We start from the raw sequence: 14,002 nt of genomic DNA on the forward strand, positions 1-14,002 counted from the left end.
TTGATGAGTTTATATAGCTTGCAGTGAGCGTACCTCCGGCACTTGGCGCAGATGAAAATTCAACCGTAACGAATTTTTTGTTATTATTTGATTCCAAAGGAAAAAGACCTGAACTGCTTCCTGAATTGGTGCCATCAAACCAACGAACAAATGTACCTTTGATTGAACCACTGGTATAACTTAGACTTCCTTTATTCGCAGTGGACGTTCCTAAGCATAGTTTGAATGTGTCTGTAATAATTACACCTTGATTTAGTTTGAGTGTTCCTGATATGGTCAAATCATCTTCCAAATACAATAATGAATCAATATCTATTTCCAATGTTTTACAAACGGTTGGGATTGAGCCTGTACGTTGTGATTGGGCTGCATTGAAAATCAAATACTGTTCAAATGGAGTTTCAAAATTTACATTTCCAAAAATATCAACGCCATTCTTATGATTCGTCTGTAAAACCGCTTGAGAATGTATAAAAACAACACTACTGAGTTTAGTTAGCACTGTAGCGTCTCCATTGTAAATTAACTTGGCATTATTTTCCACAACAAGATTGCGGTTTGCAGCATCGAAAACAGTGATATTGCATTGTGAAAAACTAAGTGTGCCACCGCTTTGGACTAATATCCTGTCCAAATCGGCTGCATGTTCGATTTGTACATGATGCCCACTTTGGATAATAACGGAATCAAGAAAATGAGAAGGAAGTAACGTAGCGTTTACCCAATTAATACTACTTGTCGGAGAAAATTCCCATATTGCGGTATCGTGCCAAGATCCACTTTTCTTAGTTCTAAAAATAAGAGCTTCATTTTTAAGCGTAAGATGAACATTATCAATTGCAATCGCTTGGGCATTTGTTGTTCCGCCAACACCTTGATAAACCCATTTTAGATAATAATCAGTGCCATTGGCTATTGAAAGACCCGAAATCACAACGTGTTTTGTAAAAGTTAGAGGAGGATTCACCGCAGTATTTCCGGCATCGGCAATAAAATATTGATCTCCTTGTGTAGCAGCGTTGCTTATAGATAATGGATTGTCGCCATGGAACAAGGAAAGCGACCAATCGCGTGTACCTTCACGGTATTTCTCATAATCAAACCATAAATCTAAAATATCAACAGTAGCGCCTGTATTATTAGTAAATGAGCAAATCAACTCATAAGCAGACGGGCTACTTATATTGGATGAAGTAATAAATCCTAAAGCTCTGTCTGTTGCTGTAGAATTGACTCCATGACCACAATTATATACGCCAAAAGAACTAATAGCACTAAAGGCATTTAATCCGGTTGTTCCGGCAAATTCTGTTGTCTGAGAAAAATTTCCTTTAGAAGATTGAACTTCAAAACCTAGAGGTAGATTAGCTGTTTTTGAAGTTCCTAAAGAGTCAAATTTTTCTTCATAAATTGTATTCAATTTAGAAAATACAATTTGAGCAAAAGAAATTTGTATAGAACTCCAAAAGAACACACCCGATAGCAGTAAGCATTTTTTATGCATAATGAACTACAATTTTGGATTCATACAAATTACAGTAAATAGACATACATAAGCAAACTTTAAATAATACTTTTAGAGCATATAATTAATATTATGTTAAGTATAAGAAAAACAGAAATAGATATATATTGAATTTTGCACCCTACTTTTGCAAGCATGTTTGATGTTGGAAATTATAATGAACTTGTTGCAGATGAGTTTACTACGCATGGTTTGTTTTTTGTGAATGAAAACGTTCAAGATAAAAGAATACTTCTTCCCGGTGTAGAATTATCTCAAAGAGAAATTCAAATTGGAGAAAAACTTAATCTCTTTGTTTATTTGGATTCAGAAAATCGTCCAACAGTTACACTTAAAAAACCACATCTCACTCTTTTTACATTTGGATATTTATATATCAAGGATTTAAATCAATTAGGTGCATTTGCTGATTGTGGACTTCCTAAGGATTTATTTATTCCATACAGAGAATTAAGTGAATCCGTTGCTCAGGGAAACTACGCGATTGTATTCATGTATTTTGACACTGAAACCAAAAGATTAGTTGGAACTACAAGAGTAAACGCTGTGCTCAGCAATGAAAAAATTGACTTAACTGTTGGTCAAGAAGTTGATGCAATGGTTTGGAAAAGAACTGATTTAGGATATAAACTCATTTTGAATGACTTATACGAAGGTTTGGTATTTCATTCAGACATCTTTAAGGATATTCAAATAGGACAAAAACTAAAAGCATATATCAAGCAAATTAGACCTGACAACAAGATTGATGTATCCTTTCAAAAGATTGGAGAAGATCAAATCAAAGAGGATGCATACTTTATTTATGGAGAACTTTTAAAAAATGAAGGAAAACTACCCTATTCAGACAAGTCCGATCCTGATGCAATTAAAGAAAGATTCGCGCTTAGTAAAAAAGCGTTTAAGAGAGCCATTGGAAGTCTTTACAGAGACAAAAAGATTCAGATAGAAGAAGATTCCATTCTATTGGTTAAAAAAAACTAAAGGATCCAAAGTAAATGAAGTAAAAGGGGCTAAATTGCTTTTAAGCCCTGCTCCTACACCACAAATAGTCATTCCTTGATTAACTTTTCAAATTGCAAATTATCTCCTTCTTGGATATAAAGAACGTAAATACCGCTTGCAAGTGAACTCATGTCAATTAAATTTCCGGTTATCACCTCACCGTGCATTATCTCACGCCCTTCTATTGTTCTAATCGAATAGAAAGTATTAAGGCTTTGTTGATGAATATTTCTAATCTCAAAGAAACCTTGATTAGGATTAGGCAATACAACAAACCTATTGTGTATATTTTCCTTGCAGGAAGGATTTTTTACTTGCAGCGCCCATTGTGAGTATTCACCAATTAAAGGTCTAATCATAGGAGCACCTTTTATACTTATATCTACATTTTGCCACACTCCTGTCAGGTTATACAAGATATTAGAATTTCTTTGCTCCTTTCCTTCTAATCTGTAGTTATTGTCATATCCTACGTTCAAGTTAAAAATGGCGATTTGAGACCACCCTACATAATAATCACCTTTAGGCAGTACAATGGTTGTATCAAAAACATAATAATGAAACCCATTAATGGAGTCAGTATAAGCCGGTGCTAATACAGAATACTCATAAATAGGTTCATCAATGACACTGCCGTTGCTTAAATTCTTCCAAACACATAACTTGAATTGTCGCGCACTCACATCTTCTTTAGATTGATTGAAAAATATTGCTAATCCTGCAAGAGTGTCAGCTTTTGTCAAATTGTATTTTACAGCAAATGTTCCCCTACCGGCCGGCAGTCCTTCATAATTTAACCCAATACCTCCTTCTGCGGTGCCATCATCATAAGCATAATAATTCTTGAAGTCCTGGTATTGGATGTATTCATCGTTATTTCCAAGTGAATTATAACCGGACGGGGTGTTATTACCTGCCTGTGGGTTAATTTTAAATACATTTTTTATATGGACATATTCATTTTGTTGCAAATTGCCAAAACCAAATATATTGAATGACTCAGAGGTGTCTGATGTGGCAAAAATATTTCTGCTGCTAACCGAAAAAGGATATAGTGCGAGTTGATTACTTTTGTGATAGGCTTCAAACTGAAATTGTGTGTTGATTATGTCCACATCATTATTGCGAATCCCAATTGAAAACTTGTCGGTTTTTTGGTTTGAAGAATCAGCTACAAAATGCGTATAAGGCATTGCATGATAGTTTTTTAATAAAGACCATGCTCCTTTGTTTATTGCCACATCCCTGATTAACGTATCATTCGCATTGCGATTTCTATTCATTCTGACATAATCAATATGCAGTTGATTAAGATTGCCCAAGGCTGACGTGTAATACAGTAATCTAAATTGAAAGGCTTCCCAAAGATAGTTTGAGTCTAAGACTCCAACTAACACTTGCTTAAAAGGGTTCATGCCAATTTGTGAAGTATTCCATACGCTGCGCCAGTTATTATTTTTTAGACGGAACTGCAGGACAAGTGAATCTTGCGTTTCAGGTCGGTCTCCTACCCCCCCTCCTTGATAGAAAAAACTTAAGTAAATGGAATCCGTCAAAGTATAGTTAAACTCATTAGGTCCAACAAAGTAAGTTTTCAAATTAATAGGTTTAGAAGTCAGTGTATCCCATGCTTGAAAAAGGTTTGCGTTTAGTTGACCCGAATACGGGTTTCCTTGTTTGTCAAGATTGTCAAATGTTGCAACACCATAAGACGGAGGGGAAATTGGAAAATTATTATTTACAAAAACAAAACTATCCATCCACAAACGCATATCAGGGTAAATAACACTTGAAGTAAAATCATCGAAAAAAGGCAATGTAAGCGTGTCACCGGCATCGCGTCTTTCTATATGCAGATTTGTTGGTACAGCCATTTGAGGGTAAATAGCACCCTGAATTGCAGCTTTTAAAGTTTGGTTATTATTCAGCGGAGAGATGAGAACTCCGGGTTTGTTTTGGGCTTGTATTAAAGAGCCGATTATAAGTAAATTGAACAAACTGAAATATCGCATAAATTGTAAACGCATCCTCTGTCTTAATTGTTGTCCGGTAAAATTGTAGAGCTATCATCGGGTAGAATCAGATTGCCGTTTTCGTCAAAAACATCATTTGCTTCAGGTTTGATACTCACAATGAGGTCAATGGCGGTACCTTTATATACCATAGTATTAGGTCTGATAGTGTCTCCGTGATAGAGTTGAGCTAAAACAAGATTGTCTCCAAATATAGTTTTCTTTGTTTCAATATTCCCCACCCTTAATCCGGCATTCTTTAATAAAATCTTGGCTAAATTTAATGATTTATTAGTCAGTCTTGGCACTTGTACTTTAGGTCTATCAAGCGAATTTACAATCAGATAAATCTTTCTACCTTTCTTAACAAAACTGCCTGCTGCAGGGTCTTGCTCTACAATATCCATCTTTTTCATCGAATCTCTATAAACAGAGTCAATGATTTCATACCTGAATTTACCATCTTCTAACATCTCAATTGCCTTATCCATCCTCACTCCAATAAGATTAGGGACTTCAATAGCTTCCCCATGTCGGGTAAAGCTATGCATCCATGTATTAATGCCCCATATTACAATAACAAATGCAATAAAAGCAGCTAATATATTCAGTGCTACAATTAAATAATTTCTTCGCTTTGGCGGTTGATTCTCAAATAGTTTTTTCATTAGCTCTATATGCTTTTCTTGCCTTGCCAAATTTAAGAATACTGTCAATAAATTCAAATGGCTTTAGATTTTCAATTGCAGCCTGATGATAAATACAGGTGGCAGGAGTCATACCGGGTAGAGAATTAACCTCAATCACAATCACTTCAGCCTTTGGACCATCAAAAATTCTGACAAAAGCATCAATGCGGCAGTACCCTTCTATGTTTAGCAACTTAGCAACACTTAACAGTTGTGCTCTTACTTGTTTTGAAATTTCGGTTTGTTCGGATTTATCTGACGCATATCTGGCAGGTGTGATATTTTGTCCTTGACCGGCTAAAAACTTCTCCTCTAAAGAAAGTATTTCTCCTTCTGCTAAGGCTTCACTCGGTTCAAAAACCAAATATTCCACTGTACCTTCCGGTGTAAAGTGAGTAAGTAATCCTCCGGTAATTTCTAAAAAGTGCTTTGCCCCTGCCCTGTCAATAAATGTTTCTACTAAAAAAGAATCTTTCTTTGGAAATTCATCACATTCTCTCACACCTAAAGCCTTTCGTGCATCCAAAAACTCAGAATCATTTTGTCTAAAAATCAAATTTGCATAGTGTCTGATTGACTCCTCATTTTTAATTTTAATTACAGCTGCACTACAACCATCGTCATGCGGTTTAAGAATCAGCGGAAAGCCCATCTTTTGTTCAATTTCAGAAATTATATGATTGGGGTTTGAAATCCAGTCTTGTTTATAAATCATTTTTTGAGCAGTAACCGGGAACCCTGAATCCTTGAGCAATTGAATGGTTGCATATTTATCAATAGTTGTTGCAGAACTATTGTATCCTGAACCATTATAATAGATTCCCAATCTGTCAAATTCTTTTTGAATTGTTCCATCTTCACCCGGACGACCATGTAACGCAATAAAAGCACCATCAAACAATCTCGGCAACTCATCAAGCGGTATTTCTTCCGGTTCAAAAATAATTTGTCCTTTCACGTATTTCTTTGTAATGATATCAAAGTCATGGCGAATGTTCTTTAGTACTTGGTTTTCCTTAAAATTCATCACCTTATCTCTAATGTCATCTGCATTATCTTTTAACAACATGCTAATCGGCAATTTGAAAAACCTCATACGATTGTTTGTATAATCAAGGAATAAAGGTATTGCATTGTATTTTCCGGATGAATTTATTTTTTCAAACACATTGCGCCCACTCTCCACTGAAATGTGTCTTTCAAAAGAATTTCCACCCAGAATCACGGCTAAATTCTCATTCTCCCCTTGTCTGCTTTTCATGCTTTCAATTGAATCATTCAGTATTGAGAGCAACTTTTCAATTTCAAAACTCACTCCTCTTGTTCTCATTCGTTCGGCTAGCGAAGTCCTGATGATGTAGGTTAGAAATTCAGAAGGACTCAATCCAATTTCTGCTGCTTGATGAAAGAAAAATGAAGAAGGCATCATGCCTGAAGTAGTATTGGGGTCATTTAGAAAGATTGCATGATTACTTGTTAAAAAACCATCAATTCTTGCATAAACCCTGAATTCAAAAAACTTCATTAACTCTTCACAGCTTGAGCGTATTGCATTTACAATTAGCTCGTCTACATTCATTGGTGTAACTTTTCTTGAAAGTCCCGGTAGATATTTAGAACGATAATCAAAGAAATCTTGTCTTTTAACAATCTCTGTAGGCGGTAGTGCAAGGACACTTCCATCCTCTTGTCTTAATACAATACAGCTAAATTCCCGTCCTTGAATATAAGGTTCAAACAGTACTTCGGTATCATGTTCAAACGCGATTAATTCAATGAAAGCCTGCTTGTCAGCCAATGCAGAGAGTGAGTCAATTAATGTTTGTGGATTCCTAACAATTTTATTTCCGACAATAACCGGCAACCCTAATCCTGAACGTAAGTCTATCAATTCTCGAACAAAGTCTATCTGTTGTTCATTTGAAAGTGAATTCCAATAAGTGGAGTCAATGCGTTCACAAAATAATGAGTGATTTACTTTCTTCTCAAAGTCATCAAAGTCATCTTCTTTTATAAAAGAGACCCCAATGCTTGAACCTTGGTTAGCAGATTTAACCACAATTGGTAGTCCAATCTCTTTTTTAATGCTTTCAAAAAATGCCTTTCTATCAAACTTTTCGTAAAACCAATGTTCTTTATCAATAGATTGGCATTGTAACATATTAAACCCCTTTCCGGTGGGAGCAAGTTGCTTTTGCAATCTCTTGTTCATCCCAAGTGAAGTTCCAAACACACCACTTCCCGAATAAGGAATATCATACCATTCCAACAACCCTTGTATCGAGCCATCTTCGCCATAACTACCATGTAAAGCCAAAAAAGCAAAATCAAATTCATTGGCAAAATCTTGCGGTTGAATGATTCTACCAACCGAAGCCGCCATGGCTTCTTTCTCTGTTGAATTTAGTTCCAGACTCTCTGCATAAATCTGAACTTTAGGAGGTAACACAGGCAAGAAAGCTGAAGGAGGATAAAAATCTCTGATTGTGCCTTTGTAAACATAGTGCCAATCCAACACAATGAATTGATTAAAACTATCCACAAAAATTGGTATAGCTTCAAATATAGTTTTGTCTAAATTGTCATAAACAGTGCGACCGCCTGCAAAAGATACTTCTCTTTCGCGCGACCTGCCTCCAAAAAAGATTCCTACTCTAATCTTGTCCATTCAGGCAACAAATATAAAGTTCCAAATTGCACAAGATATTTTGTTTTTCCACTAAGGTGTTTGCAAATACTGACAATGAGATAATCCATACTTCAATTTAATGGGAGGTCAATGTTTATTAGGAAACGCAAAACACTATTCCTTCACTTTGTTTACATTACTTGGAGAATGAATTAAAATAGTTCATTTTCAAAAGCACGTAATATGTTATTTCAACTCTCAATCTCATTATCTTACTTGTCAAGCAGCCCTCTAATTCTTAATAGAGAGAGAACTCTGCCTTTTTAATTTTATTCAACTAGGTATCTATTGAACATTTATATTACTCCTTTTACAATGATATCATAGTCAAACCCTGCCCTCTTTAGTGACCTTTTAGCTGATTCTAAGGCAAAAGGAGCCGGGTTAAATTTAACAACGGGAACAGGAGGAGTTTGTCTTAAGTTGTTCAAGAGTTCTTCTGTCTTCGCTTCTGTTAAATTTTCGCAAATCTCATACATCCCTCCTGCATCTTCTTCTAATCGGTCATGCGCTTCAAGCACAAAACGAATCACTCTTATCAATTCCTTTGTAGGCGGAGGCACCATTAAAGCAGTGATGGCACCATGATCCAATCTTAATTTTGCTTGCAATGCTAATGCTACTCCCCCATTGGCTTCTTGTGCTGCCGGAAACAATACTTTTTCTTCCATTTTTATATGAGTTAACAAACGTGTTCTGAATTCATTATAAGGTTGCATCTTGATTGCATCACTTGCGGAGTCTGCACTGTCTAATAATGATTCAATTTCTCTGTGGTCGTTAGTAAAAAAGTGAAAAAGAGCCTTGTTCATCTTACATGCAAAGGTATGGCTATACGGTAGATTTACTTTGGGTTAGCATTTTTTTCTTTTTCAAGTTTATTCAGAAACTTGTGATAAATAGCTGCATTGCGATTGTGTGCATCAAGCGAAACAGCAAAAACATGGTAGCCTGAAAAATCAGGTCTGGCACAGAAATACATAAAATTATGTTTTGTGTAATTTAATACTGCTTCTTGAGATTGTACCGAAGGAATACAAATAGGACTCGGTGGCAATCCATCAATAAAATATGTATTAAAAGGATGTTCTATTTTGGTGTCTGAATTGTAAATGCGTGTCATTGACATGCTGTCAAGTGCAAACTTAACAGTAGGATCTGCTTGTAATTTCCATCCATTTTTCAAACGATTCAAATAAACTCCGGCTATCATGGGCATCTCATCAACTTGATTTGTCTCTTTGTCAATGATTGAGGCTAATACGGCTACTTGTAAGGGACTCAGACCAAGAGAGTCTGCTTTTGCTTTTTTAGTAGAATCCCAAAATTTTAAATACTCTTGGTGTAATTTAGTTAGCACCTCGTCAGCGGTTGTGTACCAATACATATTGTATGTGTTGGGAATAAACATAGCGGCTACCGACATTGAATCAAATCCGAAGTTTGATAAATACTTGTTGTCATTCAACAAGGCTTGAATCTCATCTTCAGCGGGTTCTATTTTATCACTTAATACTTTTGCTATTTTCCTCACGTCTTGTGATCCTCTAATAACCACATCCACAGTGTAAGTGCCACCCTTCCTAAACAATATCGCCAATTCGCGATTGTTCATACCGGGCTTTATTTCAAATTTACCCGGACGCAAATTCTTCTCTACATTCATTCTTTGAGCAAGCAACATGAACACTTGAGGATATTCCAAACCGGCACCATCTGACAAACGTTCTGCTATACTTTGTAAATTATCTTGCCTGTTTACAACAAATTGTATTGGTTCTGAAATGTTGATTGCCGGTGAAAAAATCAAGTGCCATACCAAAGCGGCAATACCGCCTGCAAGCAAAGTTAAACTAACAATAACCCAAAGGAGAATTTTCAGTATTTTCATTTCTTTAAGTGAGTTAGCAAAAGTAAGAATACAACGTGAGCAAAGACACAAAATAAATTAGTTTTGTGCCATGAATAAAGCATTAAAAATTGCACTTGTGGGTTATGGAAAGATGGGTAAAGAAATAGAAAAAATCATTGTAGAGCGTGGACATACAGTAGCTGCCATTATTAATTCTAAAAACAATATTAATGATTTGTTGAAAGTGCAATGCGATGCAGTGATTGAGTTTACACAACCTGATGTGGCAAAAACAAACATTGAATTTTGTGTGCAACATCAAATTCCTATTGTGGTGGGCACAACAGGCTGGTATCAAGATTTTGAAAGAATTAAGCAACTAACGGTACAACATAATGCAGCTTTGTTTACCGCAACTAACTACAGTATTGGAGTAAATATTTTTTTTCATATCAATACTCGTTTAGCCAAAATCATGAACCGATATAAAGAATATCAAGTCACAATAGAAGAAATACACCACAAACAAAAGAAAGATGCTCCAAGTGGTACAGCAATTACAACAGCAGAGCAAATTTTATCTCAGCTTGATTCACACAAAAAATGGATTAGTATTGAAGAAGGGAATTATCATGACGTGAGCAAAGACGAATTGCCCATATACTCATTCAGAGAAGACAATGTCCCGGGTTTTCATAAGGTAAAATGGGAAAGCGATATTGATGAAATAGAGTTGTCTCACAATGCGCACAACCGAAGGGGGTTTGCATTAGGCTCTGTGCTTGCAGCAGAGTGGCTTGTGGACAAACAAGGTGTATTTGACATGAATGACATGTTAGGGTTTGACTAAAAAAGTTACTTTTGCAAAGCAATTTAAGAAAATGAAAAAGATACTTCTATTTACAGCCTTATTCAGCTTTACGCTTGTAGGATATTCACAAGCGAATCCCATTTTAAAGTCCAAAAAAGGAACTTACATTTTGCCACAAACCGGAGATTGGGGAATTGGAGCGAGTGTCAATCCGTTTTTTTCCTATTTAGGAAACATGTTTACATCCAACAATGTGGTACCGGGTTTAGATTTTCAAAATATCAATTTTAAATATTTTAAAGATGAAAAGAATGTTAGAAGAGCCGGAATCACCATTCAAAGCCACTTTCATACAGAGAAAATACAAGTTAACAATTTAGACCCTGATGCAGAACCTGGTTCAACTGTTTATGATAAAATCTCTCAATCAGAATTAAATATCAATCTTACTTATGGACTTGAGAAAAGACGCGGTTCAGGCAGATTGCAAGGTGTTTATGGCATTGAAGGACTTGTGGGATATGGAACAGGAAGCAAAACAAGAACAAAATACGGAAACAGCATGGAGTTTTACGCTAACGCAATTGGACCTAACCGTCCTACCTTAAACTCTTCTACTCCTTCTGCATTAACATTGGGCGCACAAGCATTTTTGGGATTTGAATACTTTTTTGCACCTAAAATTTCTGTTGGCGGGGAGGTTTATTTAAATGCAAGTTACACATTCGGAGGTAAAGCAATCAACAAATCAGAGGTTTGGGATTCAAATGAAGGCAAGTCTAACATTGTGATGTCAAGCCTCAATAACAGAACAGGTGACTTTAACTTTGGTATCAGAAACTGGAGTAACCTCAGGTTCATGTTTTATTTTTAATAATTAACACAAAATGAAAAAGCTATTTTTTACCGGGCTGATTTTATTAATTGGCGGGGTTCTACACGCCCAACAAGAATTCTCAATTTACTATGCTGACCCTAATGCTGCCGAGAGAGAGCACTACGCAGACATTACCAATATGAAGGTTGAAGTCAGTTTTGATGTCAACCATAAAGACGGAGGCATGGTAATTGGAAAAGTTACCCATAGTTTTAAACCATTAATCCCTGCGGTGGATTCAATGTTTTTTGATGGTCCCGGTATTGTAATCAAGCAAGCTAAGTTGGATGGAAAAGAGGTTCAATATAAAACCAATAAAGAGGGTGTTACAGTTTACTTCTCTCCTGCCCTTTCATGGGACAAGAGTTACAATCTTGTTTTTGATTATGAAGCACATCCGCGCAAAGGACTTTATTTTATCGGCTGGGATAGACCGGAGGCAAGTGGCAAGCCGGACTTATTCAAAGTAAGAAGGCAAATTTGGTCACAAGGTCAAGGCATCGACAACAGATATTGGATTCCGATGTATGACAACATGAATGATAAATACACAACAGAAACTGTTATTACATTCAAAGAACCATATAAAGTGCTGTCAAATGGGAAATTAATTTCTCAAAAGAAAAACAAAGACGGAACAATCACTTGGAATTACAAACTCGAAAAACCACATGCCGGCTATCTGTTGATGATTGCAATCGGAATTTATGAAGTAAAATCTACAAAGACAAAGCGAGGCACACCCGTTAATTTTTGGTATTACCCTGAATTTAAAGACAGAGTTGAGCCAACGAGTAAATATACAGAACGTATTATAGAATTTTTGGAAGATGAAACTGGAGTCCCCTATCAATGGGGTTCATATAGCCAAGTTATGGTACAAGACTTTTTGTATGGTGCAATGGAAAATACATCTGCAACTGTTTTTGGAGATTTCTTTTTTGTAGATGACAGAGCTTATGAAGACAGAAATTATATTGGAGTAAATGCACATGAATTAACCCATCAATGGTTTGGCGACCTGATTACTGCTCGTTCTGCTAATGACATTTGGATGCAAGAAAACTTTGCAACTTATTATGCCAAAATATTTATTGGTTCTCTTCCCGAATTTGGCGCAGATGAAGCAAAATTGAACGAATTAGGTGAATACAACTCTGCATTTGCCGCCACTGAAAAGGACAACTACCCTATTCGTCATACGCAATCAGGCTCTGCTCGCGCTTATCCTAAAGGATCTGCTGTACTCCAAATGTTGCGCTATGTTGTAGGAGATGAACAATTTAAGCAGGCAATTAAATTTTACTTAGAAAAACATGCTTTTACCAATGTCGAAGCTGCAGACTTTCAGAATGCTTTTAAAGACCGTTTAGGAATGAACTTAGATTGGTTCTTTGACCAATGGATTTTGAGAGGTGGAGAACCTCAATACAAAGTGAGATGGAATGCCATAGATAAAGCCACGCTTGTTACTGTAGAACAGATACACAAAATGGATTACACAACCGGTGTGTTTAAGATGCCTATTCAACTTGCAGTTTACTATACAGATGGAAGTGTAGCAAGGCAAAGAGTGATGATTGACCAACGTTTTCAACAAGTTTCAATACCTAATCCCGGTAACAAGAAAGTAAATTTTGTTGTTTTTGATGAGAATGCCGAGATCATGAAAAAGTTGTCCTTTGAAAGAACAGCGCAAGAGTTATCTGAACAAGCTATCAAGGCAGTAAACATGGCAGACAGATTAGAAGCAGTACAATCCTTAGCCTCTTTTAGTTTTTCAGAAAAGAAAGAGGTATTGGAGAAAATAATTTCGAATGAACAAGAATTTCATGCAGTAAAAGCGGAGGCATGGAGACAATGGCTGAAAGCAAATAGAAATTCTAGCAAATTGCCCTTTGTGGATTTTAAAAAAGAACATAGAAACGTACGTCAAACCATAGCATCCAACCTCAACCCAAATCAAAATGAACAAAGAGCATTGTTGCAACAATTATTACAAGATAATTCTTACCAAGTAATTGAATCTGCATTGGATAACCTATTCTCTTCTATCGCAATGCGTGTAGATGGAGGATTTGAACAGATTGCACGCTTATGGCTTTCAACAGTAAAAGATGTGGAAGGCATGGGCAAAGCCATTAGGATTAAATATTTGGAATATTCATTGACCTTGTCAAATACAAAAGAAGATGCCAATAAATTACTTGCAGAAATCATTAGTTACAGCAGCCCGGATTACGAATTTAGGACCAGAGTGAATGCAATCGAAGCACTGGGACGTTTGAACCTTGCAAATGAAACTTTGTTTAACAATATTTTTGAAGCAATCTCTCGCCCAAACTCGAGGTTAGCAGGACCCGCAATGGCAGTATTTAGAAAGTTTGAAGCTCAATATCCATTTAAATTGACCATATACTTGACATTGCAAAATCAGTCCCCGTTGATGAAGCAGTACCTCAAAGCAAAAGGCATCTCTGTGGATGACTAAACTTGTAGCTTATCATGCGTCACTGACCATTTGAAAAACGGGGCGGACACC

10 protein-coding genes are annotated in these 14,002 nt (G+C 36.2%); 4 read left to right on the top strand and 6 right to left on the bottom strand.

Features of this window, described 5'->3' with window-relative positions:
- Nucleotides 1-1,504: hypothetical protein (locus tag M0R38_07565; GenBank protein ID MCK9481600.1), on the bottom strand; the 1,504-nt coding region annotated here is incomplete at its 3' end.
- 156 nt (nt 1,505-1,660) lie between these two features.
- On the opposite strand from M0R38_07565, the gene M0R38_07570 reads away from it, so the two are divergent.
- On the top strand, nt 1,661-2,509 hold the full coding sequence (locus M0R38_07570) for a S1-like domain-containing RNA-binding protein (GenBank protein ID MCK9481601.1): 849 nt from the start codon (nt 1,661-1,663) through the stop codon (nt 2,507-2,509).
- Between the two features lie 68 nt (nt 2,510-2,577).
- Here the strand turns inward: M0R38_07570 and M0R38_07575 are convergent, their stop codons facing one another.
- The 5 genes from M0R38_07575 to mltG form a co-directional block, all read right to left on the bottom strand.
- A complete protein-coding gene (locus tag M0R38_07575; GenBank protein MCK9481602.1) occupies nt 2,578-4,557 on the bottom strand; it encodes a T9SS type A sorting domain-containing protein in 1,980 nt (659 codons plus the stop codon).
- A gap of 8 nt (nt 4,558-4,565) precedes the next feature.
- A complete protein-coding gene (locus M0R38_07580; protein ID MCK9481603.1) occupies nt 4,566-5,210 on the bottom strand; it encodes a PASTA domain-containing protein in 645 nt (214 codons plus the stop codon).
- On the bottom strand, nt 5,194-7,899 hold the full coding sequence (locus tag M0R38_07585) for a D-alanine--D-alanine ligase (GenBank protein ID MCK9481604.1): 2,706 nt from the start codon (nt 7,897-7,899) through the stop codon (nt 5,194-5,196). The genes M0R38_07580 and M0R38_07585 overlap by 17 nt, the downstream gene beginning before the upstream one ends.
- A gap of 317 nt (nt 7,900-8,216) precedes the next feature.
- A complete protein-coding gene (locus M0R38_07590; GenBank protein ID MCK9481605.1) occupies nt 8,217-8,732 on the bottom strand; it encodes a hemerythrin domain-containing protein in 516 nt (171 codons plus the stop codon).
- A 32-nt stretch (nt 8,733-8,764) separates the two neighbouring features.
- Nucleotides 8,765-9,811 carry an endolytic transglycosylase MltG gene (gene mltG, locus M0R38_07595; protein MCK9481606.1) on the bottom strand — a complete coding sequence of 349 codons (1,047 nt, stop codon included), beginning with the start codon at nt 9,809-9,811 and terminating at the stop codon, nt 8,765-8,767.
- A gap of 70 nt (nt 9,812-9,881) precedes the next feature.
- Between mltG and dapB the strand changes: the two genes are divergently transcribed.
- Genes dapB through M0R38_07610 form a run of 3 tightly spaced genes read left to right on the top strand, consistent with a single transcriptional unit; the run spans nt 9,882 to nt 13,951 of the window.
- On the top strand, nt 9,882-10,622 hold the full coding sequence (dapB, locus tag M0R38_07600; GenBank protein ID MCK9481607.1) for a 4-hydroxy-tetrahydrodipicolinate reductase: 741 nt from the start codon (nt 9,882-9,884) through the stop codon (nt 10,620-10,622).
- Nucleotides 10,623-10,653: 31 nt separating this feature from the next.
- On the top strand, nt 10,654-11,457 hold the full coding sequence (locus tag M0R38_07605; GenBank protein ID MCK9481608.1) for a hypothetical protein: 804 nt from the start codon (nt 10,654-10,656) through the stop codon (nt 11,455-11,457).
- 13 nt (nt 11,458-11,470) lie between these two features.
- Nucleotides 11,471-13,951 (top strand): M1 family metallopeptidase, encoded by a 2,481-nt coding sequence (locus M0R38_07610; GenBank protein MCK9481609.1) that lies wholly within the window; start codon nt 11,471-11,473, stop codon nt 13,949-13,951.
- Nucleotides 13,952-14,002 lie beyond the last annotated feature (51 nt).

The organism is Bacteroidia bacterium (assembly GCA_023228875.1).
In the GTDB taxonomy this organism is placed as follows: domain Bacteria; phylum Bacteroidota; class Bacteroidia; order NS11-12g; family UBA955; genus JALOAG01.